The organism is Thiomonas sp., assembly GCF_034007205.1.
Lineage (GTDB): Bacteria > Pseudomonadota > Gammaproteobacteria > Burkholderiales > Burkholderiaceae_C > Thiomonas.
In genome coordinates, this window is record NZ_JAVERI010000002.1 from 264,256 (window position 1) to 287,393 (window position 23,138).

General features: G+C 65.7%; 22 protein-coding genes and 2 riboswitches. Of the genes, 19 read left to right on the forward strand and 3 right to left on the reverse strand.

Translation table 11 applies throughout. From position 1 onward, the window contains the following. Nucleotides 1-55 precede the first annotated feature (55 nt). The 4 genes from RBR52_RS02960 (at nt 56) to RBR52_RS02975 (ending at nt 3,788) form a co-directional block, all read left to right on the forward strand. Nucleotides 56-1,519, forward strand: coding sequence for a leucyl aminopeptidase (locus RBR52_RS02960; protein WP_320375675.1), 1,464 nt, complete (start codon nt 56-58; stop codon nt 1,517-1,519). Between the two features lie 33 nt (nt 1,520-1,552). Further along, the gene (locus RBR52_RS02965) at nt 1,553-1,978 is read left to right on the forward strand and encodes a DNA polymerase III subunit chi (RefSeq protein WP_320375676.1); all 426 of its coding nucleotides are present in this window, start codon (nt 1,553-1,555) and stop codon (nt 1,976-1,978) included. Further along, a complete protein-coding gene (locus RBR52_RS02970) occupies nt 1,975-2,487 on the forward strand; it encodes a hypothetical protein (protein ID WP_320375677.1) in 513 nt (170 codons plus the stop codon). Before RBR52_RS02965 ends, RBR52_RS02970 begins: the two co-directional genes overlap by 4 nt. Nucleotides 2,488-2,651: 164 nt before the next feature. Further along, entirely contained in the window at nt 2,652-3,788 is a 1,137-nt protein-coding gene (locus RBR52_RS02975) for a branched-chain amino acid ABC transporter substrate-binding protein (protein WP_320375678.1), read from the forward strand. 208 nt (nt 3,789-3,996) lie between these two features. Here the strand turns inward: RBR52_RS02975 and RBR52_RS02980 are convergent, their stop codons facing one another. Continuing rightward, nucleotides 3,997-4,323 carry a c-type cytochrome gene (locus tag RBR52_RS02980; protein ID WP_320375679.1) on the reverse strand — a complete coding sequence of 109 codons (327 nt, stop codon included), beginning with the start codon at nt 4,321-4,323 and terminating at the stop codon, nt 3,997-3,999. A 196-nt stretch (nt 4,324-4,519) separates the two neighbouring features. On the opposite strand from RBR52_RS02980, the gene RBR52_RS02985 reads away from it, so the two are divergent. From RBR52_RS02985 to rfbC, 13 genes are all read left to right on the forward strand, one after another. Then, entirely contained in the window at nt 4,520-4,768 is a 249-nt protein-coding gene (locus tag RBR52_RS02985; protein ID WP_320375680.1) for a TIGR04438 family Trp-rich protein, read from the forward strand. A gap of 26 nt (nt 4,769-4,794) precedes the next feature. After that, a riboswitch (glycine riboswitch) is annotated at nt 4,795-4,875 on the forward strand. Between the two features lie 11 nt (nt 4,876-4,886). Then, a riboswitch (glycine riboswitch) is annotated at nt 4,887-4,998 on the forward strand. A 79-nt stretch (nt 4,999-5,077) separates the two neighbouring features. Then, nucleotides 5,078-6,256, forward strand: a complete 1,179-nt coding sequence (gene gcvT, locus RBR52_RS02990) for a glycine cleavage system aminomethyltransferase GcvT (protein ID WP_320375681.1) — start codon at nt 5,078-5,080, stop codon at nt 6,254-6,256. A gap of 59 nt (nt 6,257-6,315) precedes the next feature. Then, nucleotides 6,316-6,690 carry a glycine cleavage system protein GcvH gene (gene gcvH, locus RBR52_RS02995; protein WP_320375682.1) on the forward strand — a complete coding sequence of 125 codons (375 nt, stop codon included), beginning with the start codon at nt 6,316-6,318 and terminating at the stop codon, nt 6,688-6,690. A 35-nt stretch (nt 6,691-6,725) separates the two neighbouring features. Continuing rightward, on the forward strand, nt 6,726-9,608 hold the full coding sequence (gcvP, locus tag RBR52_RS03000; protein ID WP_320375683.1) for an aminomethyl-transferring glycine dehydrogenase: 2,883 nt from the start codon (nt 6,726-6,728) through the stop codon (nt 9,606-9,608). Between the two features lie 11 nt (nt 9,609-9,619). Further along, nucleotides 9,620-10,690 (forward strand): low specificity L-threonine aldolase, encoded by a 1,071-nt coding sequence (locus tag RBR52_RS03005; protein WP_320375684.1) that lies wholly within the window; start codon nt 9,620-9,622, stop codon nt 10,688-10,690. A gap of 15 nt (nt 10,691-10,705) precedes the next feature. After that, nucleotides 10,706-12,202 carry an L-serine ammonia-lyase gene (locus RBR52_RS03010; protein ID WP_320375685.1) on the forward strand — a complete coding sequence of 499 codons (1,497 nt, stop codon included), beginning with the start codon at nt 10,706-10,708 and terminating at the stop codon, nt 12,200-12,202. 149 nt (nt 12,203-12,351) lie between these two features. After that, nucleotides 12,352-12,975 (forward strand): DUF502 domain-containing protein, encoded by a 624-nt coding sequence (locus RBR52_RS03015; RefSeq protein ID WP_320375686.1) that lies wholly within the window; start codon nt 12,352-12,354, stop codon nt 12,973-12,975. Between the two features lie 75 nt (nt 12,976-13,050). Then, complete coding sequence (rfbB, locus tag RBR52_RS03020) at nt 13,051-14,124, forward strand: dTDP-glucose 4,6-dehydratase (RefSeq protein ID WP_320375688.1); 1,074 nt, start codon at nt 13,051-13,053, stop codon at nt 14,122-14,124. Further along, nucleotides 14,111-14,380, forward strand: coding sequence for a DUF4160 domain-containing protein (locus tag RBR52_RS03025; protein WP_320375689.1), 270 nt, complete (start codon nt 14,111-14,113; stop codon nt 14,378-14,380). Before rfbB ends, RBR52_RS03025 begins: the two co-directional genes overlap by 14 nt. 9 nt (nt 14,381-14,389) lie before the next feature. Beyond that, nucleotides 14,390-14,641 (forward strand): DUF2442 domain-containing protein, encoded by a 252-nt coding sequence (locus RBR52_RS03030; RefSeq protein ID WP_320375690.1) that lies wholly within the window; start codon nt 14,390-14,392, stop codon nt 14,639-14,641. Next, on the forward strand, nt 14,634-15,557 hold the full coding sequence (gene rfbD, locus RBR52_RS03035; protein ID WP_320375691.1) for a dTDP-4-dehydrorhamnose reductase: 924 nt from the start codon (nt 14,634-14,636) through the stop codon (nt 15,555-15,557). The genes RBR52_RS03030 and rfbD overlap by 8 nt, the downstream gene beginning before the upstream one ends. After that, nucleotides 15,554-16,441: a glucose-1-phosphate thymidylyltransferase RfbA gene (gene rfbA, locus RBR52_RS03040; protein WP_320375692.1), complete on the forward strand. Its 888-nt coding sequence runs from the start codon at nt 15,554-15,556 to the stop codon at nt 16,439-16,441. The genes rfbD and rfbA overlap by 4 nt, the downstream gene beginning before the upstream one ends. After that, nucleotides 16,438-17,001 (forward strand): dTDP-4-dehydrorhamnose 3,5-epimerase, encoded by a 564-nt coding sequence (gene rfbC / locus RBR52_RS03045; protein ID WP_320375693.1) that lies wholly within the window; start codon nt 16,438-16,440, stop codon nt 16,999-17,001. Before rfbA ends, rfbC begins: the two co-directional genes overlap by 4 nt. Here rfbC and RBR52_RS03050 read toward each other — a convergent pair. Beyond that, nucleotides 16,992-17,834 carry a metallophosphoesterase family protein gene (locus RBR52_RS03050; RefSeq protein ID WP_320375694.1) on the reverse strand — a complete coding sequence of 281 codons (843 nt, stop codon included), beginning with the start codon at nt 17,832-17,834 and terminating at the stop codon, nt 16,992-16,994. The two genes, rfbC and RBR52_RS03050, sit on opposite strands and share 10 nt — an antisense overlap. Before the next feature lie 99 nt (nt 17,835-17,933). On the opposite strand from RBR52_RS03050, the gene RBR52_RS03055 reads away from it, so the two are divergent. Together RBR52_RS03055 and RBR52_RS03060 are read left to right on the forward strand one after the other, a co-directional pair. Beyond that, a complete protein-coding gene (locus tag RBR52_RS03055) occupies nt 17,934-18,869 on the forward strand; it encodes a DMT family transporter (protein ID WP_320375695.1) in 936 nt (311 codons plus the stop codon). Nucleotides 18,870-19,022: 153 nt separating this feature from the next. Further along, a complete protein-coding gene (locus RBR52_RS03060; RefSeq protein WP_320375696.1) occupies nt 19,023-21,812 on the forward strand; it encodes an EAL domain-containing protein in 2,790 nt (929 codons plus the stop codon). On the opposite strand, the gene mltB is transcribed toward RBR52_RS03060, so the two are convergent. Beyond that, a complete protein-coding gene (mltB, locus tag RBR52_RS03065; RefSeq protein WP_320375697.1) occupies nt 21,803-22,912 on the reverse strand; it encodes a lytic murein transglycosylase B in 1,110 nt (369 codons plus the stop codon). The two genes, RBR52_RS03060 and mltB, sit on opposite strands and share 10 nt — an antisense overlap. Nucleotides 22,913-23,138 lie beyond the last annotated feature (226 nt).

Consider the following 23,138-nt stretch of genomic DNA (forward strand, 5'->3'; position numbering starts at 1 on the left):
ATCAAACGAAGCGCAATGGAATAATGCGCCACGCACTCACTCAGGAACCCTGAACATGAAATTCAGTATATCTGCCGTCAAAAAGCCTCTTCAGATCAAAACCGATGCCCTGGTGGTCTTCGTGCCCGAGGGCAGGGAAGTCAGCGGGCTGGCCGATGCGGACGCCCTCGACGATCTGATTGCACAACTGGCCGTGGACGGCGATTTCAAGGCCAAGCCCGGCAGTGTGGTGCTGTTGCATCGTCCCGCGGCTGTCGGAGCACAACGCCTGCTTCTGGTCGGGCTGGCCGCCAAACCCGAACTGCGGGATTGGAAAAAATCGCTGCAGGCTGCGGCCAATATGCTCAAGACCCTGCCGGTCAAGCAGGCGCATCTGCTGGCAGTCAACGGACTGGACACCCTGGCCGAACTCACGCCCGGGGTGTTTTCCGAGGTGTTTTACCGCTACGATACCACGCGCAGCGTGGAGGAGACCGATACGCCTGAGCTCGCAGCCCTGCACCTCTGTGCCGTGGGGGGCGATGCCGCGCCGCCTTCGGCCAAGAACGCCCTGCAGCAGGCCGAGGCGGTCGCCATCGGCGTGCGCCTGACGCGCGAACTCGCCAATCTGCCGGCCAATTACTGCACGCCCGCCTACCTTGCGGAAACGGCGAAAAAATTGGCCAAGACCCACGATCTGACCTGCAAGGTGCTCGGGCGCGCGGAAATGGAAAAACTCGGCATGGGGTCGTTTCTGGCCGTGGCGCAGGGCTCGGTGCAGCCGCCGCAGTTCATCGTGTTGGAGTATCGCGGCGCAGGCAAGAAGGACGCGCCGCACGTGCTCGTCGGCAAGGGCGTGACGTTTGACACCGGCGGCATCTCGCTCAAGCCCGGCGCTGAGATGGACGAAATGAAGTTCGACATGTCCGGAGCGGCCTCGGTGCTGGGCGCGTTCGAGGCCATTGCGCGCATCAAGCCCAGGATCAACGTGATCGGCCTGATCGCCGCCACCGAGAACATGCCAGACGGCGGTGCGGTCAAGCCCGGCGACGTGGTCACCAGCCTGTCCGGCCAGACCATCGAAATCCTCAACACCGACGCCGAGGGCCGCCTCATCCTGTGCGACGCGCTGACTTATGCGGCACGCTACAAGCCGCAGTCGGTGGTGGACATCGCCACCCTCACCGGAGCCTGCGTGATTGCGCTGGGCAAGGTCAACAGCGGCCTGTTCACCGCGGACGACGCCCTGGCCGAGGCGCTGCTGCAGGCCGGGCGCGCCACGCTCGATCCCTGCTGGCGCATGCCGCTGGAATCCGATTATGCCGAGGCGCTCAAGAGCAATTTCGCCGACGTGGCCAATATCGGCGGCAGACCCGCTGGCGCCATCACTGCGGCGTGCTTTCTGTGGCGTTTCGCCAAGGACTACCGCTGGGCGCACCTCGACATCGCCGGCACGGCGTGGAACAGCGGCGCCAACAAGGGCGCCACCGGCCGCCCCGTGCCGCTGCTGGTGCGCTATTTGCTGTCGCAGGCGCAATGAGTGTTGTCCGGCAAGCTGTCGTCGAGTGACCCCATGTCCTGTGCGGTTGAGTTTCGCGTGAACCTGCCCGATCCGCTGCGCTATTGCTGCGGGCTGCTGCGCACGGCCACACAGCGCGGCGCGCGCGTGCTGGTGGCCGCGCCCGAGCCCTTGCTCGCGGAACTCGATCGCCTGTTGTGGACTTTTCAGCCGGGCAGCTTCGTGCCGCATGTCTGGCAGGACGACCCGCTCGCCGACAAGACGCCGGTCATCCTGGCGCCTCAGCCCGATCTGCCCCATGCGGGACGGGTGGATGCCCTGGTCAACCTCGGCCCCGATCTGGTGCCGGGCTGGGAAGCGCTGGACCGGGTGATCGAACTCGTCGGCGAAAACGGACCCGACAAGCCTGCTGCCCGCGAGCGTCTGCGGGCCTATCGCGCCGCCGGGTTCGAGCCCACCGTCATTCCGTCCCGCCCATGAAATCCGTCCCACCCAACCCGGCCATCCTGCCCGTGCTCACCGAGCGTCTGCAGCCTGCCGACGCGGCGATGAAGCAAGACCGCGTCGAACCGGTTTTCGAGGTTCAACCCTCGGCCTATGCGCAGGCGGTCTATCGCGGCCCCGAACTCACCCAGCCTGCGGGCATTCCCCTGCTGGAGACGCCGGTCTCTCAAGGAAACGCCGGGCCGCCCCAAGTTTCCTTGACCCCCACGGGGGGCGGGTCGGCGAGCCGACCCTGGGGGCGCTCACAAGGAAACGCCGGGCCGCCCCAAGTTTCCTTGACCCCCACGGGGGGCGGGGAGGCTGGCCGACCCTGGGGGCACTCAGATCTGGAAGAGCTCTGGCTGCGCGTCGCTCCCGAGCTGCAACGGCAGGTGCTGGAGCGGGTCGAATCCGAGCTGCATGCGCTGGCGCCGCAACTGGCGGCCAGACTGTTCGACACCCTCGAACCTGCCTTGCGCGCCGCGCTGGCCGAGGCGCTCAAATAAGCCTCTTTGCCCGTCAACCCGCAGGCCATCAGGCACATTGCTTGCTAGTGTTGGGGAGGGCGATCGATCTGTTCAAAAATCTGTAACTCGGTTAATGTATCGCCCTGTCAGATCGTTCCTGACTTCACAACACGACACACGACTTTCCTTTTGGAGGCTCATTCATGAAACTGAAATACGTCGCTCCGATGCTGGTTCTATCCCTGGCGATCGGCACCGCTTACGCTGAAGATACGGTCACCGTCACCATCGGCAGCGCATCCCCCATGTCCGGCCCGCAAGCCAGCTTCGGCCAGGACAACGCCAACGGCGTGAAAATGGCCATCAAGGAGCTCAATGCCGAGAACATCGTCATCGGCGGCAAGAAGGTCATCTGGAAGGTCGACGCCCAGGACGACCAGGCCGACCCGAAGCAGGCCACCACCGTGGCGCAGAAGTTCGTCGATGAAAAGGTCAACGGCGTGGTCGGTCACCTGAATTCCGGCTGCACCTTCCCCGCTTCACGCATCTACAACAACGCGGGCATCCCCGAAATCACCCCCTCGTCCACCGATCCCAAGATTTCGCAACAAGGCTTCAAGACCTTCTTCCGCATCATCGCCAACGACAATGCGCTGGGCGCAGGTCTGGCCAACTACGCCAAGACCAAGTTGCATGCCAAGAAAATCGCGGTGATCGACGACCGCACCGCCTACGGCCAGGGCGTGGCCGATGTGTTCGCCAAGACCGCGCAGAAAGACGGCTTGAAGCTGGTCGACCGCGAGTACACCAACGACAAGGCTACCGATTTCTCCGCCATTCTGACCAAGATCAAGGCCTCGCAGCCCGACATCATTTTCTACGGTGGCATGTATCCGCAGGCCGGCCCGCTGGTTCGCCAGATGCGCCAACTGGGCATCAAGGCCACGCTGATGGGCGGCGATGGCATCTGCGCACCGGAACTGGGCAAGCTCGCGGGTGAAGCCGTTGCCGGCACCATCTGTGCCGAAGGCGGCTCGCCGCTGAGCAAGATGCCGGGCGGCGAAGCGTGGAAAAAGCGCTACGACGCCGAGTTCGGCGCCAACGCCTTCCAGCTCTACTCGCCCTACTCGTATGACGGCACCATGGTGCTGGCCCATGCGATGATGAAAGCCAAGTCGGTCGATCCGAAGAAGTATCTGCCCTTCATCCAGAACATCGACTACAACGGCGTGACCAAGAAGGACATCCACTTCACCAAGACGGGTGAACTGGTTGACGCGGCCATCACCATCTCCGAGTTCGACAAGGACGGCAAGAAGAGCGTGGTTGCCGTGCAGTAAACGCGGTACGAGCAGACTGCCTGCTGCGGCAGCGGTCCGTCGAACCCAGGCGCCTTTCGGGGCGCTTTTTCATGTTCGGATGGTCAGCAGAGGCGGCGCCCATAAAAAAGCCGAGAGGCCAGACGGCATCTCGGCTTGCTGCGGGCGCAGACCTTCCGATCTGCGCTTTCAAAGCAAAATCAACGCAAAATCGCGTGTTGTCTGTGAATTACTTCTTCAGCGACAGCACCCACTCGGCCAGTTGCTTGGCCTGGGCGGGGGTCACTTGCGGGTTGGCGGGCATGGGCACCGGGCCCCACACGCCCGACACGCCGTGCAGGATGGCCTTGCTCAGGGTGTCAACCGCCCCCGGCTTGCCAGCGTACTTGGCGGCAACTTCCTGGTAGGACGGGCCCACCAGCTTCTTGTCCACTGCGTGGCAAGCCAGGCAGTTCTTCGATTTGGCCAGAGCCAGCATGTCTTCAGCGGCGAAAGCCGACGACATGGTCAGGGTGGCGGCAGCGGCCAGAGCAGCAGCGAAAACAGCTTTTTTCATTCCAGTCCTCCAGTAGGGTCAAACAAAACAGATACAGCCAAGTAACGCATCTTAATCAATTCGGTTGACGTGCTGCGCATGAAGTCGGCGAGAATCGCCAGTGCGTCAATTCAGATTGATTTCACGCAACATGTGCCGTGCAAATCGGTGTTTCCTTTTGTATCTTGTCGCTATTTGCTTTCAAGGATGCAATGTCATGGCGTTCGTCGTTCTCGGTCTGATCTTCATCGTCCTCAAACTCATGGGCATAGCGCCGGTGGCGGCTTGGTCATGGTGGTGGGTGTTGCTGCCCCTGGCTCTGGCGTTCATCTGGTGGGAGGTCATCGACCCCCTGTTCAGCCTCTCGAAAAAGCGGGCCATGAACGACATGGCCGAGCGGCAGCAGGCCAGGCGGCAGAAATACCGCGAGAGTCTGGGGCTGGGAGGTGGGCGCCGGAAAAAATAACCCTGGCATGCGATACACTGCGCCGCGTCAGGAGAGCGCTGCGCTGTCATGCAGCCGCCGAAGGCGTAAGCCCATATCGGGTGTACCGCTCAGGCAAAAGGACTGACCACACCGCAAGGTGTTCCTCACTGGAGAGTGGCGCTGAAACTCAGGCGCTCACCGAAGGGGCAAGTCTGGCAACCTGGGTTCGCCGGATCAATCTCTCAGGTACCCGGGACAGCGAGGGGTTGAGTGCCGTGTCTTGCGCCGAGATGGCAACAGATGCGGCTGAATCGGCGCTTTCAGGCGTCTCATCCCCGCGAGATCGACGTGTCCCACTCCGCAGCTTCCGAACTGATCCCGACTCCTCTGCACCCCCTGCACATGGAACTCGGCGCGCGCATGGTGCCGTTCGCCGGCTATGCCATGCCGGTGCAGTACCCGAAGGGCATTCTGGCCGAACACCTGCACACCCGCCAGAGCGCGGGTCTGTTCGACATCTCCCACATGGGCCAGGTCGCGCTGCGGGGCAGCGGCGCCGCTGCGGCGCTGGAAACGCGGGTGCCCATGGATATTCAAGGGTTGCCCGAGGGCAAGCAGCGCTACGCCTTGTTCACCAATGAGCAGGGCGGCATTCTCGACGACCTGATGGTGATTCCCCGGCAGCGCGCCGATGGAGCCGGGCAGGAGCTGTTCCTCATCGTCAACGCGGCCTGCAAGGCGCAGGATCTAGCCTTGCTGCAGACGCTTTCCGATCGCTGCGACATCGTGCCCATGCCCGAGCACGCCTTGCTGGCGCTGCAAGGGCCGCAAGCGGTGCAGACCTTTGCCCGGCTGGTTCCCCAGGCTGCCGATCTGGTGTTCATGACCGGCGCGTGGCTGGACGTGCCGGTAGAGGGTGGAGCAGGTGGGGCGGGTGGAGCGATTCGCGTTTTTGCCACGCGCAGCGGCTACACCGGCGAAGACGGGCTGGAAATCTCGGTAGCCGCAGCGGATGCCGAGCGGCTTGCTCGCCTCCTGCTTTCCCTGCCCGAGGTGCAGCCCATCGGTCTGGGCGCCCGCGACACCCTGCGCCTCGAAGCCGGGCTCTGCCTCTATGGCCACGACATCGACGCCTCGACCACGCCGGTCGAGGCGGGCCTGACCTGGGCCATCCAGAAGGTGCGGCGCAATGGCGGCGCGCGGGCCGGAGGATTTCCGGGCGCCGATGTCATTCTGGCGCAGATCGACAACCCGGCTCTCGCGCCGCGGCGCCGCATCGGCCTCATCGGTCTGGATCGCACCCCGGTGCGCGAGGGCACGGAACTGCGGGCCGCCGATGGGCGTCACGCCGGCAAGGTGACCAGCGGCAGCTTCGCGCCCAGCGCGGGAGGCCCTGTGGCGATGGCCTATGTCGCCGCCGAATTCGCCGTGCCTTCAGGCACACTCTATGCCCAGGTGCGTGGCCGTGCCGTGCCGATGCAGTTGCAACCCATGCCGTTCGTGCCGCACCGCTATTGGCGCGGATGAAGTCTTGATGCCTTGCCGCGTTTGATTCGACTTTCCTTTTTCGACCTTTGGAGTGTTCCATGAGCCTGAAATTCACCCCCGACCATGAATGGATTCGCGTCGATGCCGATGGCGTCGCCACCGTGGGCATCACCCCCCATGCGCAGGACGCGCTGGGCGACGTGGTGTTCGTCGATCTGCCCGAAGTGGGCAAGACCTACGCCGCGCACGACACCGTGGGCGTGGTCGAGTCGGTCAAGGCCGCGGCCGATGTGTTCAGCCCGGTCTCGGGCGAGGTGACCGAGGTCAACGAGGCCCTGCGCGCCGACCCGTCGCTGGCCAACTCCGACCCGCAGGACAGTGGCTGGTTCTTCCGCATCAGGCTGTCCGACCCGAGCCAGCTCGACGGACTGATGGACGAAGCCGCCTACGCCGAACTGCTCAAGAACGCCTGAACACCGAGGCGCCGCCCACCCTCCCGGAGAACCGCATGTCGATGTCCACCCAACCCGCGCTGCGCGAACTCGAAGACGCGCAGGCCTTCCAGCGCCGCCACATCGGCCCTGACGCCGCGGATCAGCAGCAGATGCTGTCGGCGCTGGGCGCGAATGATCTGGAAAGCCTGATGCAGGCGGTGATTCCCGCTTCCATCCGCCGCCGGCAGGCGTTCGAGCTGCCTGCGGCTATCGACGAAGCGCAGGCGCTTGCCGAGCTGCGCGGCATCGCCAGCGGCAACCGGGTGATGCGCAGCTACATCGGTCAAGGCTATTACAACGCGCTGATGCCGGGCGTCATCCAGCGCAACGTGCTGGAAAATCCGGCCTGGTACACCGCCTACACGCCGTATCAGCCCGAGATCAGCCAGGGGCGGCTGGAAGCGCTGCTCAACTTCCAGACGATGGTCGCCGATCTCACCGGCATGGACGTGGCGGGCGCTTCCATGCTCGACGAGGCCACCGCCGCGGCCGAGGCCATGACCCTGGCGCTGCGTTCGAGCAAGAGCAAATCGCAGCGCTTTTTTGTCGCCGATGATGTGTTGCCGCAAACCCTCGAAGTGCTGCACACCCGCGCCGCGCCGCTGGGCATCGAGGTGGTCTGCGGCGCGGCCGACGAAGCGCTGGAAGGCGAGTATTTCGGCGTGCTGCTGCAATATCCCGGCGTGGACGGCGCGGTGCGCGACGACCGCGAGCGCATCGCCGCGCTCAAGGCCAAAGGCGTTCTCGTGGTGGTGGCGGCCGACCTGCTGGCGCTCACCCTGCTGAAATCGCCGGGCGAGCTCGGCGCCGACATCGCCTGCGGCACGACCCAGCGTTTCGGTCTGCCGCTGGGCTTCGGTGGTCCGCATGCGGGCTATCTGGCGGTGCGCGACGCGCTCAAGCGCTCGCTGCCCGGCCGCCTCGTCGGCGTGAGTCAAGACGCGCATGGGCAGCCCGCCTACCGCCTGGCATTGCAGACCCGCGAACAGCACATCCGCCGCGAAAAGGCCACCAGCAATATCTGCACCGCGCAGGTGCTGCCTGCGGTGCTGGCCAGTATGTACGCGGTCTATCACGGCCCCGAGGGGCTCAGGCGCATCGCGCAGCGGGTGCATGCCTACACCGTGCTGCTGGCGCAGGGGCTGCAGCAGGCCGGTCTGCCGGTGCTCGATGCCGGATTTTTCGACACCCTCACAGTGCATACCGGCGCGCGCACCGCAGACGTGCATGCCGCCGCTCTCTCGCGGGGCATCAACTTCCGCCGCATCGGCGCGCAGCATGTCGCGGTGTCGCTGGACGAAACCGTGACCCGCGCCGATCTGGCCGACATCCTGGCCTGCTTTGGCGTGACGGACTCAGCAATGCTGTTCAACGCCGCGGAAAAAGGCGTGGCGCCGCGCTGGCCGCAGCAACTCGCGCGCAGCAGCGACTATCTCAGCCATCCGGTGTTTCATCGCTATCGCAGCGAAACCGAGATGCTGCGCTACCTGCGCCGCCTGGCCGACAAGGACATCGCGCTCGACCGCGCCATGATTCCGCTGGGCTCGTGCACCATGAAGCTCAACGCCACCAGCGAGATGGTGCCGATCACCTGGCCGGAATTCAGCGCCATCCATCCCTTCGCGCCGGCCGAGCAGACGCGCGGTTATGCCCGGCTCGCGCAACAGCTCGAACAAGGGTTGTGCGCCGCCACGGGCTACGACGCGATGTGCCTGCAGCCCAACGCCGGATCGCAGGGCGAATACGCCGGACTGCTGGTCATTCGCGCTTATCACGCCAGCCGGGGGCAAGCGCACCGCGATGTCTGCCTCATTCCGTCTTCGGCGCACGGTACCAACCCCGCTTCGGCGCACATGGCGGGTATGCGGGTGGTCGTCGTGGCCTGTGACGACCAGGGCAACGTCGATCTGGCCGATCTGCGCGCCAAGGCCGAGCAGCATGCCGGCCAGCTCGCCGCGTGCATGATCACCTATCCGAGCACGCACGGCGTGTTCGAGACCGGGGTGCGCGCCATCTGCGACATCGTCCACCGGCACGGCGGGCAGGTGTATGTCGATGGTGCCAATATGAACGCGCTGGTCGGCCTGGCCAGCCCGCCCGAGTTCGGCGCGGACGTTTCGCACCTGAATCTGCACAAGACCTTCTGCATTCCGCACGGCGGCGGCGGCCCGGGCGTGGGGCCGATCGGCGTGCGCGCCCACCTCGCCCCGTTCCTGCCGGTGCATCGCTCTTCGGGTCTGGAGCGTGATGGCGCCGTTGGTGCAGTCAGCGCTGCGCCGCTGGGCAATGCCAGCGTGCTGCCGATTTCGTGGATGTATATGCGCATGATGGGCGCCGACGGCCTGACGCAGGCCAGCCGCGTGGCCATTCTGTCGGCCAACTACATCGCCGAGAGACTCAAAACCCATTACCCGGTGCTCTATACCGGCGAGAACGGCCGCGTGGCGCACGAGTGCATTCTCGACCTGCGCCCGCTCAAGGACGCCACCGGCATCAGCAACGAAGATGTGGCCAAGCGCCTGATGGACTACGGTTTCCATGCGCCGACCATGAGCTTTCCGGTGCCCGGCACGCTGATGGTCGAGCCGACCGAGAGCGAGTCGCTCGCCGAGCTCGACCGCTTCATCGATGCCATGATCGCCATCCGCACCGAGATCGAGCTGGTGGAAAAAGGGCAATGGCCGCGTGAGGACAACCCGCTCAAGGCCGCGCCGCACACCGCATCCAGCGTACTCGGTGCGCACTGGCCGCATGCCTACAGCCGCGAGCAGGCCGCCTTTCCCCTGCCTGCTCTGAAAAAGAACAAGTACTGGCCGCCGGTGGGCCGGGTGGACAACGCCTGGGGCGACCGCAACCTGCAGTGCGCCTGCCCGCCCGTGGGCGACTACACCGACTGAAACACCGCACCATGCCCTCCCCCGAACCCCGACAACATTTCGCCAGCGACAACTACGCTGGCATCTGCCCCGAAGCGCTGCACTGGCTGCTGCAGGCCAACGCCTCGGGCCATCAACCCGCCTATGGCGACGACGGCTGGACGCAGCGCGTGTCCGACGGGCTGCGCGAGTTGTTCCAGACCGACTGCGATGTCTATTTCGTCTTCAACGGCACCGCGGCCAACTCGCTGGCGCTGGCGGCCCTGTGTCAGAGCTATCACGCGGTGATCTGTACCCCGGTGGCGCACATCGAAACCGATGAGTGCGGCTGCCCGGAGTTCTTCTCCGGCGGCTCCAAGCTGCTGATCACCGAGTCCGATGGCGCGCAGGCGCGGCGCGGCAAGCTCACGCCCGAAGCCATCGACACGCTGGTGACCCAGCGCAGCGACATCCACGCGCCCAAGCCCAAGGTCGTCTCCATCACCCAGGCCACCGAGCTGGGCACGGTCTACAGCGTCGAGGAAGTGCGCGCCATCGCCGCCATGGCCAAGCGCCACCACCTCAGGCTGCACATGGACGGGGCGCGTTTCGCCAACGCCGTGGCCACGCTGGGCTGTCATCCGAGCGACATCACCTGGCGCGCCGGGGTGGACGTGCTGTGCTTCGGCGGCACCAAGAACGGCCTGCCCGTGGGCGAGGCCGTGGTGTTCTTCGACCGCGAACTCTCCGCCGATTTCGCCTGGCGGGTGAAGCAGGCCGGGCAGCTCGCGTCGAAAATGCGCTTCATCTGCGCGCCCTGGCTGGGCATGCTGGAAAACGACAACTGGCTGCGTCACGCCCGCCACGCCAACGCCATGGCGCAACGCCTGTACGCGGCCATTCACGACGTCCCGGGCGTGCGGGTGATGCACCCGCCCGAGGCCAATGCGGTGTTCGCCTATCTGCCCCGCGCCGTCATCGACACCCTGCATGGCCAGGGCTGGCGTTTCTACGACTTCATTGCCGACGGCGGCTGCCGCCTGATGTGCGCCTGGGACACCACGCCGGAATCGGTCGATGCGTTCGCTGCGGATATCGCCGCGGCCTGCGCCGCACACGCCTGAGCTGAAAGCGACGCCATGGCCGTCTCGGTGTTCGATCTGTTCAAGGTCGGCATCGGCCCCAGCAGTTCGCACACCGTGGGGCCGATGCGGGCCGCTTCCCTGTTCGTCGAATTTCTGCGGCAGGCCGGCTCGCTCGACCGCACCGCGCGGGTGATCTGCGCGCTGCATGGCTCGCTCGGCGCCACCGGCAAGGGGCATGGCAGCGATACCGCCGTCATGCTCGGCCTCATGGGCGAGGCGCCCGACACGGTCGACGTCGACGCCGTGCCGCAAAGAATCGCCGCGTTGCGCGCGCAGCACCGCCTGGCGCTGCCCGGCGGGCCGGTGCTCGATTTCGACCCTGCGCGCGACATCACCTTTTATGCCCTGCAACCCCTGCCGCTGCACGCCAACGGTCTGCGCTTCACCGCCTTCGATGCGCAGGGCACCGAGCTCGCGCAGCGGGTGTATTACTCGGTCGGCGGCGGCTTCGTCGTGAGCGCCCCCAGGGTCGGCTCGCCGACCCGCCCCCCGTGGGGGTCAAGGAAACTTGGGGCGGCCCTGCGTTTCCTTGAGAGCGAACAACTTGCGTCCGACGGCAGCCGCCAGCAGGCCATCGCGCCTGACACCACGGTGCTGCCGCTGCCGTTTCACAGCGGCGCCGAGTTGTTGGATTTGGCCCGCGAACACGGCGGCATTGCCACCCTCATGCGCCTCAACGAACGCCATTGGCGCACTGACGCCGAGATCGATGCGGGTCTGCTCGCCATCTGGCGGGTGATGCAGGCCTGCGTGGCGCGCGGCTGCGCCACCGAGGGCGAATTGCCCGGCTGGCTGCACGTGCGCCGCCGCGCCGCCAACTGGTATCGGCGTCTGGGTGGTGCGCTGCCCGTGCCCGCCAGCGGCGTTGAGTTGCCGCCCGGTGCGCGCTGCGACCCGCTGCAACTGCTCGACTGGATCAACCTGTTCGCCTTGGCGGTCAACGAGGAAAACGCCGCCGGCGGCCGCGTGGTCACCGCCCCGACCAATGGCGCGGCGGGCATCATCCCGGCCGTGCTGCATTACTACACCCGCTTCGTGCCGCAGGCCAGCGGTGCCGGCGTCATCGACTTTCTGCTCACCGCCGGCGCCATCGGCCTGCTCTACAAGGAGAATGCGTCGATCAGCGGCGCCGAGGTCGGCTGCCAGGGCGAGGTTGGCGTGGCCTGCTCCATGGCGGCCGGCGCGCTCTGCGCGGTACTCGGCGGCACGCCCGAGCAGGTGGAAAACGCCGCGGAAATCGGCATGGAACACCACCTCGGCCTGACCTGCGACCCCGTCGGCGGTCTGGTGCAAGTGCCCTGCATCGAGCGCAACGCCGTGGCTGCCGTGCAGGCGCTCAACGCCGCGCGCATGGCGCTCGCCGGCGACGGCCGCCACATCGTCTCGCTCGATCAGGTCATCAAGACCATGCGCGACACCGGCGCCGACATGCAGACCCAGTACAAGGAAACCGCCCGCGGCGGACTGGCGGTAAACATTGTGGAGTGCTGAAAGGGGTTGTCGGCGAAGTGCCGATGGCGGCAAACGATAATCGGTCCGTTTTCCCCTCAACGTCCTTCATGCAAACGCCTTCCTCTGCTCCGTCGGCTGAAAACCCCAAGTCCAGGCCGCATCTGCTGCGATATATTCTCATTGGCCTCATGACCGTGGCGCCACTATGGGTGACCTGGCTGGTGTTCGATTTCGTTTTCGGCCTGTTAGCCAAGGCCGGGTCGCCTCTGGTGAACTTGCTCGACGCCTTGTTGCGCCCGGTATTCGGCGGGGCGTTGAACCAGCAACTGCATCCCGCGCTGCATTACGTGCTGGCTACCCTGCTGACGCTGGCGGTGCTGTACGCCGCGGGATGGATGGCGTCGATTGTCATCGGTCGGCGCATCATCAGCGCCTTTGAGTCGCTGCTCGCGCGGCTGCCGGTCGTGCAGACGATTTACGGCGCCACCAAGCGCTTCATCCAGAGCATGCAGACCGCGCCGATGCAGGGCCAGCGGGTGGTGCTCATCGCCTTTCCGTCGTCGGAAATGAAGGCCGTGGGTCTGGTGACGCGCATCATCGAGGAGCAAGGCAGCGGCAGACAGCTTGCGGCGGTTTACGTGCCGACTGCGCCCAATCCAACCTCAGGCTATATCGAAATCGTGCCCGTGGAAGATCTGGTCGCAACCGACTGGACAATGGAAGAGGCCATGACCTTTGTCATGACAGGGGGCGCTACGTCGCCGGATCAGGTGCGCTTTGCCAAACCGCCGCAATCTTCTGCGTCGGATTGACACGCTGCGACAATAAGCGATGCTCTGACATCGTTGTTCCGTTTTTGCGCTATTTCACTTCTTTTTTCATCGACCATGATCTTCATTACTGGCGGCGCCGGTTTCATCGGCGCCAATTTCGTCCACCACTGGCTGGGCCAGTGCGAAGAACCCGTGCTGGTGCTCGACGCCCTCACTTACGCGGGCAATCTGGAGAGCCTCGCCCCCGTGCAGGACGATGCGCGCTATCAGTTCGCGCAGGTCGACATCTGCGACCGTCCCACTGTTGCCGCGCTGCTCACCCAGTACCGCCCGCGCGCAATCCTGCACTTCGCCGCCGAGAGTCATGTCGACCGCTCCATCCACGGCCCCGGCGACTTCATCCGCACCAATGTGCAGGGCACTTTTGAACTGCTCGAAGCCGCCCGCGCCTATTGGAGTGATCTACCCGAGGCGGGAAAAGCCGCATTCCGCTTCCTGCATGTCTCCACCGACGAGGTCTACGGCAGCCTCTCGCCCACCGACCCCGCCTTCACCGAGATCACGCCCTACACGCCCAACAGCCCCTATAGCGCGAGCAAGGCTGCTTCCGACCATCTGGTGCGCGCCTGGCATCACACCTACGGCCTGCCGGTGCTCACCACCAACTGTTCCAACAACTACGGCCCCTATCAGTTCCCCGAGAAACTCATCCCGCTGATGATCCACAATGCCCTGGCCGGCAAGCCGCTGCCGGTCTATGGCGACGGCCAGAACGTGCGCGACTGGCTGTATGTGGAGGATCATTGCCGCGCCCTCGCCCGCGTGCTCGAAGCGGGCAGGGTCGGCGAGACCTACAACGTCGGCGGCCATAATGAGGTGAAGAACCTCGATGTGGTGCACACCCTGTGCGATCTGCTCGACGAACTGCGCCCCAAGACCGACGGCAGCAGCTACCGGGCGCAGATCCGCTTCGTCACCGACCGCCCCGGCCATGACCGGCGCTACGCCATCGACGCGGGCAAGATCGCGCGCGAACTCGGCTGGACGCCGCAGGAAACCTTCGCCACGGGCCTTGCGCGCACCGTGCAGTGGTATCTCGACCATCCCGACTGGGTGGCACATGTCACCAGCGGCGAATACCGCCAGTGGGTCGGCAAGCAGTATGGAGGCGGCCATGCCAACGATTAGCATGTTCTACGGGATTGTTATCTATCTCTATTTTTTCGACGATGAGCGTCACAAGTTGCCGTACATCCATGCCAAGTATCAAGGCCAGGACGCTTCATTTTCGATTCTCGATGGCAGCCTGTTGAGTGGTGCTCTGCCGCAGCCTAAGGTGCGCCTGGTTCAGGCGTGGATCGAAATCCACCATGAGGATTTGATGGCTGATTGGGAGTTGGCGGTGAACGGACAAACACCCTTCCCGATTGATCCATTGCGTTGAGGTGAGGCTATGGAAAGTGTCACTCGTGTATTACCTAGAGACGACTTTACTTTGGAACTGTGGTTTGACAATGGCGATCATCGTCTCTTCGATATGACCCCTTATCTGGATAAAGGGGTTTTTACCCGATTGAAAGACTTGGCGGAATTCAAGCGGGCTTATGTTTGCTTTGATACGGTTTGCTGGCCAGACAATCTGGACATTGCACCGGAAACGCTGTTTGATCGTTCGGTTCCTTTGCAGGCGGTAACCAATGGATAAAAAGGGGGGGGGCAGATCGACGCCGCGCCTGCTGCTGCTGGGCGCCGACGGCCAGGTCGGCTGGGAACTGCGCCGCGCCTTGTTGCCGCTGGGCGAGGTGCGGGACATGAACCGCGCGCAAGCCGATCTCACCGATCTGGACGGCCTGCGTGCCTTGCTGGCGCGAGAACAGCCCCATGTCATCGTCAACGCCGCCGCCTACACCGCCGTGGACAAGGCCGAGAGCGAGCCCGACCTCGCCCGGCGCATCAACGCCGACGCCCCGCAAGTGCTGGCCGACCATGCCGCCGCCCATGATGCCTGGCTGGTGCACTACTCCACCGACTACGTGTTCGACGGCACCAAGCCTGCGCCCTACACCGAGAGCGACGCGCCCCATCCGCAAAGCGTCTACGGCCAAACCAAGCTCGCCGGCGAACGGGCGATTGCCGCCAGCGGCTGCCGCCATCTCATGCTGCGTACCTCCTGGGTGTACGCCGCGCGTGGCGGCAACTTTGCCAAGACCATGCTGAGGCTCGCCGCGGAGCGCGACAGCCTGCGGGTGATTGCCGACCAGTTCGGTGCGCCCACCAGCGCCGAGTTGATCGCCGACGCCACCGCGCTGCTGCTGCACCGCCTGCGCACCGACCCGGCACTCGCCCAGCGCGCCAGCGGCCTCTATCACCTCACCGCGCAGGGCAGCACCTCCTGGCACGGCTATGCGCAATTCGTCATCGCAGCGGCTTTGGCGCGCGGCATGACCTTGCGCTGCGCTCCCAACGCGGTGCAGGCCATCGGCACCGCCGATTACCCGCTGCCCGCCCCGCGCCCGGCCAACTCCCGGCTGGATTGCAGCAAACTGCAAACCACCTTCGACCTGTACCTGCCGCCCTGGCAAACCCAGGTGCAACGCCTGATCGACGAGCTTCCCCTATGACCCCATCCCGCAAAGGCCTCATCCTCGCCGGCGGCTCCGGCACCCGGCTCTACCCCGTCACCCAGGCGGTGAGCAAGCAACTGCTGCCGGTGTACGACAAGCCGATGATCTATTACCCGCTGTCCGCGCTCATGCTCGCGGGCATTCAGGATGTGCTCATCATCTCCACCCCGCAGGACACCCCGCGCTTTGCTCAGTTGCTGGGCGATGGCAGCCAGTGGGGTCTGAATCTCCAGTACGCCGTGCAGCCCTCGCCCGACGGTCTGGCGCAGGCCTTCGTCATCGGCCGCGACTTCATCGGCGATGCGCCCAGCAGTCTGGTGCTGGGCGACAACCTGTTCTGGGGCCACGATCTGCAAGCCTCGCTGAAACAAGCGCATGCCCAGCGTGAGGGTGCCACGGTCTACGCCTACCACGTGCACGACCCCGAACGCTATGGCGTGGTCGAATTCGACGCGACGGGCCGCGCCATCAGCATCGAGGAAAAGCCCGCCCAGCCGAAAAGCAGCTACGCCGTCACCGGTCTGTACTTCTACGACCAGCAGGTATGCGACATCGCCGCCCACCTCAAGCCCTCGCCGCGCGGCGAGCTGGAGATCACCGACGTCAACCGCGTCTATCTGGAACAGGGCCAGTTGCAGGTGCAGACCCTGGGGCGCGGCTACGCCTGGCTGGACACCGGCACGCACGACAGCCTGCTCGAAGCGGGGCAGTTCATCGCCACCATCGAGAAACGTCAGGGGCTGAAGGTGGCCTGCCCGGAAGAAATCGCCTGGCGCAACGGCTGGATCGACGCCGCCCGGCTCGAAGCATTGGCCGCGCCGATGAAAAAGAACGGCTACGGCCAGTACCTGCTGCGTCTGCTGACCGAGGAGAACGCATGAAGGTCATCCCCACCGCGCTGCCCGAAGTGCTCATCCTGGAGCCCAAGGTGTTCGGCGACGCCCGCGGCTTCTTCTTCGAGAGCTACAACCGCAAGACCTTCGCGTTGGATACCGGGGTGGATGTGGAATTCGTGCAGGACAACCATTCCAGATCGGCCCAGGGCGTGCTGCGCGGCCTGCACTATCAACTCGTCAAGCCGCAGGGCAAGCTGGTGCGGGCGGCGACGGGCAAGGTGTGGGACGTGGCGGTCGATCTGCGACGCAGCTCGCCACGCTTCAGGCAGTGGGCGGGCGTGGAACTCTCCGCCGAAAACCAGCGCCTGCTGTGGGTGCCGCCGGGATTCGGGCATGGCTTCGTGGTGCTGAGCGAAACCGCGGACTTTCTCTACAAGACCACCGAATACTGGTACCCGGAATACGACCGCAATATCGCCTGGAACGACCCTGAACTGGCCATCGCCTGGCCGCTGGCTGGACTGAACCTGCCAGACGGTCAACCGAGCCTGGCGGCGAAGGATGCAGCGGCGCCGAAGCTGGCACAGGCCGAGGTTTACGACTGAGCGGCTGCAGCCCAGCCGGTTTCCAGCCAGCCGGCCCAGTCGGCCGCACCGTTGCGCCGCGCTTGCGCCGCGGCGGCCGACCAGTCGTAATCCACGGCGATCAGCGCCACCTGCCAGCGTCCGCGCTCGCTGCGTTCGCACAGGGCGTAGCGCGCGTGCGGGCTGCCGTTGCGGATCCAGTGCAGGCCGCCGTGGTCGTCGTCATAGGCCTGCAGCCCGACGCTGCCCGCGTTGACCACCAGCGGGCCGCCCGGCACCTGCATCACGGCGGGGTGGTGGCTGTGGCCGCACACCAGCAGCTCGGCATCGATCCCGGCACAGCGCGTGCGCACTTCGTCGGGCGTGGCGGCGCGCACCCCGGCGGGTTCGGCCGCGTCGACGGTTTCGAGCAGGTATTCGAGATCGCTGTCCGGCCGTCCATGCACCATCAGCACGCCGGGCAGCGGCTCCAGGCGTGCGGGCAGGGCGGCGAGCCAGTCGCGCTGCGTTTGCGTGGTGTGCTCGAAGGCGTATTGATCGGAGGCGCCGCCGGGGCCCTGGGAGCAGGCGAGCAACTGCCGCTCGTGATTGCCCGCAATCGTCGGCAGGTTCAGCGCCATCAGGCGCTCGGCGGTCTCGTGCGGCCAGAGCGGGCCGCTCAGCAGATCGCCGCAGTTCACGGTGAGTACCCCCAGACCTGCCGCATTCGCGTCAGGCCCCCCGAGGGGGTCAAGAAAACTTGGGGCGGCCCGGCGTTTTCTTGAGAGTTCGGCCCCACGGCGGGCGATGTCGGCCAGCACCGCGTCGAGCGCGGGCAGGTTGCCGTGAATATCGGAGACGATGGCCAGGCGCATGATGCAAACTCGCAGAACGGGGGTTGGAAGACCTCATCTTGCCACAATGGAAACTCCGATTGTTCGACGCAAGATCCGGCGCACTGAAATAATGCGCGCATGCCCGCCCGACATCCCCCGCTTCTCGATCCCGCAACCGCGCTGCTGCTTACTCTTCCCCCTTTGTTCTGGGCCGGCAATGCGGTGGTGGGACGGCTGATGGTGGGGCAGATTCCGCCGCTGGCGCTCAGTTTCTACCGCTGGTTGTTCGCGCTGCTGCTGGCGCTGCTCATCGTCGGGCCCGATCTCTGGCGCCATCGTGATGTGTTGCGCCGCAGGTGGAAGTCGCTTGCCGTCATGGGCATTCTGGGCGTGGGCAGCTATAACTCGCTGCAATACGTGGCGCTGGAAACGACCACGCCGCTCAACGTCTCGCTCATCACGTCGAGCGCGCCGGTGTTCATTCTGCTGATCGGCGGCGCGTTCCACAGGCAGGCCGTGGGGCGGGCGCAATGGATCGGCGCGCTGCTGTCGATCGCCGGGGTGGCGCTGGTCGTGGCCAAGGGCAACCTGGCGCATCTGGCGACGCTGCATTTCGCGCCGGGCGATCTTCTCATGCTGGTGGCCGTGTTTCTCTGGGCGATCTACACCTGGGAACTGCGGCAGCGGCCGCTCGGTCTGGCGCCGATGACTTCGCTGACGGCGCAGATGATGTGGGGCGTGCTGGCCATCCTGCCCTTCATGCTGGCCGAGCGCTGGACATCCGGCCAGACTCCGCATTGGGGCGGCCCGGTGTGGCTGGCGCTGGCCTATGTGGCGGTGCTGCCTTCGCTGCTGGCCTATTGGTGCTGGGGCAGCGCAGTGGGCAAGGTCGGCGCGCAGATTCCGGCTTACTTCGGCAACCTCGCGCCTTTGTTCGCCGCGCTGCTGAGCTGGCTGTTCCTGCACGAAACCATCCACTGGTACCACCTGTGGGCGGCCCTGCTGATCTTCGCCGGGATTCATGTGGCGCTCAACGCGCGCCAGCCGCCGGTGCCGCTGGAACAGGAATTGTGAAGTTTTTCACACCATCCGCGGTTCAAATGCGGCCTCCTGGAATGGGGCGTTGTGGTCTATTGCCTGCGCAGCGTAAAGTGCCCCGCATCGGCAGGGCGGCCGCCTTGCCTTGTGTTGGCCTGTGCGCTGGCCTATCCCGCAACCGTCCCCTGAATGACTTTCGAGCCGACCGTCAACGGCGCTGATCCCGATACCTTGACCTGCGGCACGGACCGGCAGGCCGAGTTGCCGCTGTCGGCGCCTGGCGAGCGCAACCTGGCGCCGACGCCCGTCTTGCAGCGCTGGATACGCCGCACCTACTGGACGCTGTTCATCACCTTCATCGTGCTGGCGCTGATCTATGCGGCCGCCTCCTGGCGGAATCAGCGGGAGATGCTCGATGGCTCGATCGACACCAGCTCCAGCTTTCTGGTGAGCGCCACCCAGTCGTACTTCCAGGGCTTTTCGTCGGTGCTCGAAGCCACCGGCGCCGACCTCCAGGACAAGGCCGACCTGCTGCATCACCCCGAAGTCCTGCAGATCCTGCTCGAACGCCGGCAGGCCCTGCTGCCGGGCTCGCTGTCGATCAACATCGTGTCGCCCGACGGCCGCTTGCTCGGCAGCTCGCTGCGCTCGGACAGACTGCCCGATCTGCGGCACGATCCCGCGGTCATGCAGACCTTGGCGCGGCTGCGCGCGCTGCCGCATGAAAACGGGCTCGTCATCGGCCGCCCGCTGGTCGGGCCGATGACGGGCAAGTGGGTGATTCCGCTGCTGCGCGAAATGCCTGCCGGGCAAACCCATCCGCCGTTCTACGTCGTCGCCGCGGTCAGCACCCAGACCTTTCTGCAGCAGACCCTGGCCAACACCGTGCTGCCCTACAGCGGCATCGCCGCCATCCTCGCGCGCAGCGATGGTTATGTGCTCGCCCGCTGGCCGGCGCCGACGGATGGCTCTTTCTTCTCCAGACCGCAGACGGGGGCCTTTGCCCAGTCCCTGGCCGATCATCCGGCATCTTCCAGTGCGCATTACGACGGCTGGGTCGCGGCGGATGACTCGATGCGCATCGGCAGTTGGCAGCGCCTGCCGGCCTATCCCGATCTGGCCGTCGCCGTCTCGGTGCCGAGCAGCCTGCTGTGGACGCAATACCTGGGTACCGTCTGGCCGCCGATGGTGGGGCTGGGGTTGCTGCTGTTGCTGCTCACCGTGCTGTACCGCTATGCCATGGGGAGAATCGTGCGCGAACAGGCGCTGGCGCAGGCGCAGCAGCAATGGCTGCGCACGCTGGCCATCACCGATCCCCTCACCGCCGTGGGCAACCGCACCCTGCTGCGCGAGCGGCTTCAGCTTGCTCTGGAGAAGGCGTGGTCGCACCAGGGCGAATTCGGCCTGCTGCTGCTCGATCTCGACGGCTTCAAGCAGGTCAACGACGCCTATGGCCATTCGGCGGGCGACGCGCTGCTGCGCGAAACCGCGCAGCGCCTGAAGTCCATCCTGCGCGAAGGCGAGGTCATGGCCCGCATGGGCGGCGATGAATTCGCCGTGCTGCTGACCGAGGATTTCGGCGGCGAGACCGCAGCCGAGGCGGCGGCGCAGCGCATCCTCGCGGCATTGCGCCAGCCCTTCGATCTGGGCGTGGGGCGGCAGGCGTCGATTTCGGTCAGCCTGGGCTGCGCGCTTTACCCGCAGGACGGCGGCGATGCCGAAACCCTGCTGCGCCGCGCCGATCTGGCGCTCTACGCAGCCAAGGCCGCCGGGCGCGATCGCTACCTGCGCTTCAAACCCGATTTTGAGCACGAGGCACAGCGGCAGAAAAGCCTGCTCGAAAGCGTGGAAGCCGCCTTGCAGCAGGGGCGGCTGTCGCTCAACTATCAACCCATCGTCGCCATAGGCGGCGACCCGGCGCGCCCCGCGGTGGTGGGCGTCGAAGCCTTGCTGCGGCTGCAGACCGAGCAGGGCGGGCAGATGCTGGCGGCCGATTTTTCCAGCGTGCTCGATCACGGGCGGCTGGCGCGCGCCATCGGCCGCTTCGTGCTCGACCAGGCGCTCGGCCAGGGCGCGCTGTGGCAGGCCGAGGGCCTGGAGCTGCACATCGCCGTCAACATCAGCGCCGAGCATCTGCTGGCGCCCGAGTTTCTGGGCGATGTGCATCAGGCACTGCGCAATCATCCCGGCTTTCCCGCCAGCGCGCTGATGCTCGAAGTGACTGAATCGGCGCCGCTGCGCAATCTGGAGCAGGCGCGGCAGGTGCTGCAGGCCTGCCAGGATCTCGGCCTGAGCGTGGCGCTCGACGACTTCGGCACCGGTTCGGCCTCGCTCACCTATCTGCAGCAACTGCCCGCGCAGTCGATCAAGATCGACCAGTCTTTCGTGCGCGACATGGTCAACGATCCCAAAGACTTCGCCATCGTCTCCGCCGTGGTCACCGCGGCCAATCTGCTCGGGCTGGAGGTCATCGGCGAAGGCGCCGAGACGCTGGAGCATCTCTCGGTGCTGGCGGCGATGAACTGCACCCTGGCGCAGGGTTACGCCATCGCCCGCCCGCTGCCCGCAGACGCCGTGGCCACCTGGGTGCAGACCTGGGTGCGGCCCAGGGCCGACCTGCACACCACCGAGTTTCCGCGCGAAGTCGAGGTGGCGCAGTTGCGCCGTGTCGAACGGCTGCAGCAGGCGGTGCGCGGCGAGGCGCCGTTTCCCGATCATGTGCTCGATGTCGCTGCGGAAAACCAGTGCCACCTCGGTCTTTGGCTCAATGGTCAGGGGCGCCTGTATTACGGCCGCGACCCACGCTACGCCCTGCTGTTAGAGCAGCACAGCGAAATCCACGAGCTCGCGCGCCAGGCCAAGGCCGCGCTCGACCTGGGCGACCTGAACGCCGCGCGCCGCTTGGGTCAGGACGTGGCCGAACTCAGCGCCATCGTGCTCGCCGGCATCCGTCAGCTCAGCGCCACACCTCAGGATTGAGCGGCAGCGGCGGCGGCCACGATTTCTCCCAGCTCGATCACCGCCAGCGCATAGAAGGCCGACTGGTTGTAGCGGGTGATGACGTAGAAGTTGTCCGTGCCCAGCACATAATCGGGGTCTGCACCGGCATTGGGCAGTTGCACCACGGCCAGCTTGCCCGCATGGGCGCGGGCCTGCGGCAGCAGCGGCAGCCCCAGCGCCACGAGATGGTCGGCGGTGAAGGTCGGTGTGATGTCGGGCGCGAGCAGGGTATCAAGCGTGGCCTGCGGCAGATCGGGTGGCAACTGCAGCGGGAAGTGCGCAGGCTGCCCTCGCACCCAGCCCTTGGCCGCCAGATAGCTGGCCACCGAGCCGATGGCGTCGGCCGGGTCGTTGATCAGATCGATGCCGCCGCCTTGGTCGAAGTCCACCGCGTATTTCAGGATGCTCTCGGGCATGAACTGCGGCATGCCGATGGCCCCGGCGTAGGAGCCGCGCACCTGCAGCGGGTTGCGCGCATCCTGCGCGCACCACTGGAAAAAATCGCCGAGCTGCACGCCGAAGTAGGCGCTGCGGTCGCGCGGCGCCTGCTCGGGGTAACGCAGCGCGAGAGTGGATAGCGCATCGACCACGCGGAAGTCGCCCATATTCCGACCGTAGATCGTCTCCACCCCGAGGATGCCCGCGACGATGTGCGGCGGCACGCCATAGCGCTCCTGCGCCCGCTGGAACCACACGCCGAACTCCTGCATGAAATCGCTGCCCGCATCGATGCGCAGGCTGTCGAGAAAGCGGCTGCGGTAAACCTTCCAGTTCCTTTTGCCCGGCGGACCCGGCAGGATGAGCCGGGCCACCGTCGGGTTGTATTGCGCCCGTGCGATCAACCGCGCCACCAGCGCTTCCGGCAGGCCGTTGCGCTGCACGATGCGCTCGATCAGCGCCTGCACTGCGCTGGCGTTCCAGTCGCCCAAGGTCGCGGCAGGCGGCGGGGCTGAGGCGGCTGCGCTCTGTGCCCGAGCGGCAGCGGGGAGCAGCGCCCCGAGCGCCAGCGCAGCGCCGGTTCGCAGGCAGCGGCGGCGGTGTTCTGTAGCGGGATGGAATGGCGAAGGTTTCGGCATCATCGATGCGGCATGCGAAGCAATGTGGATATGTTCGCACGAAGGCCGTTTCTCCTGGCGCCTGAGTGCAGGAATCGGCGGCCGGCAGGTCGCGGACGGGCGCCTAGGAGCCTGTCGGACTTGGGGCGTCGATAGCGAAAAACGGCCCCGGCGAGGACAGTTTTTGCCGATTTCGCCGGGCAATAGTCGAACTATTGCCCAAGAAAACGGTGAAAAATGGACCGGCGAG

Coding starts and splice junctions, on each gene's coding strand:
- RBR52_RS02960 (WP_320375675.1), top strand. CDS start 56: ATGAAATTCAGTATATCTGCCGTCAAAAAGCCTCTTCAGATCAAAACC.
- RBR52_RS02965 (WP_320375676.1), top strand. CDS start 1,553: ATGTCCTGTGCGGTTGAGTTTCGCGTGAACCTGCCCGATCCGCTGCGC.
- RBR52_RS02970 (WP_320375677.1), top strand. CDS start 1,975: ATGAAATCCGTCCCACCCAACCCGGCCATCCTGCCCGTGCTCACCGAG.
- RBR52_RS02975 (WP_320375678.1), top strand. CDS start 2,652: ATGAAACTGAAATACGTCGCTCCGATGCTGGTTCTATCCCTGGCGATC.
- RBR52_RS02980 (WP_320375679.1), bottom strand. CDS start 4,323: ATGAAAAAAGCTGTTTTCGCTGCTGCTCTGGCCGCTGCCGCCACCCTG.
- RBR52_RS02985 (WP_320375680.1), top strand. CDS start 4,520: ATGGCGTTCGTCGTTCTCGGTCTGATCTTCATCGTCCTCAAACTCATG.
- gcvH (WP_320375682.1), top strand. CDS start 6,316: ATGAGCCTGAAATTCACCCCCGACCATGAATGGATTCGCGTCGATGCC.
- gcvP (WP_320375683.1), top strand. CDS start 6,726: ATGTCGATGTCCACCCAACCCGCGCTGCGCGAACTCGAAGACGCGCAG.
- RBR52_RS03005 (WP_320375684.1), top strand. CDS start 9,620: ATGCCCTCCCCCGAACCCCGACAACATTTCGCCAGCGACAACTACGCT.
- RBR52_RS03010 (WP_320375685.1), top strand. CDS start 10,706: ATGGCCGTCTCGGTGTTCGATCTGTTCAAGGTCGGCATCGGCCCCAGC.
- RBR52_RS03015 (WP_320375686.1), top strand. CDS start 12,352: ATGACCGTGGCGCCACTATGGGTGACCTGGCTGGTGTTCGATTTCGTT.
- rfbB (WP_320375688.1), top strand. CDS start 13,051: ATGATCTTCATTACTGGCGGCGCCGGTTTCATCGGCGCCAATTTCGTC.
- RBR52_RS03025 (WP_320375689.1), top strand. CDS start 14,111: ATGCCAACGATTAGCATGTTCTACGGGATTGTTATCTATCTCTATTTT.
- RBR52_RS03030 (WP_320375690.1), top strand. CDS start 14,390: ATGGAAAGTGTCACTCGTGTATTACCTAGAGACGACTTTACTTTGGAA.
- rfbD (WP_320375691.1), top strand. CDS start 14,634: ATGGATAAAAAGGGGGGGGGCAGATCGACGCCGCGCCTGCTGCTGCTG.
- rfbA (WP_320375692.1), top strand. CDS start 15,554: ATGACCCCATCCCGCAAAGGCCTCATCCTCGCCGGCGGCTCCGGCACC.
- rfbC (WP_320375693.1), top strand. CDS start 16,438: ATGAAGGTCATCCCCACCGCGCTGCCCGAAGTGCTCATCCTGGAGCCC.
- RBR52_RS03050 (WP_320375694.1), bottom strand. CDS start 17,834: ATGCGCCTGGCCATCGTCTCCGATATTCACGGCAACCTGCCCGCGCTC.
- RBR52_RS03055 (WP_320375695.1), top strand. CDS start 17,934: ATGCCCGCCCGACATCCCCCGCTTCTCGATCCCGCAACCGCGCTGCTG.
- RBR52_RS03060 (WP_320375696.1), top strand. CDS start 19,023: ATGACTTTCGAGCCGACCGTCAACGGCGCTGATCCCGATACCTTGACC.
- mltB (WP_320375697.1), bottom strand. CDS start 22,912: ATGATGCCGAAACCTTCGCCATTCCATCCCGCTACAGAACACCGCCGC.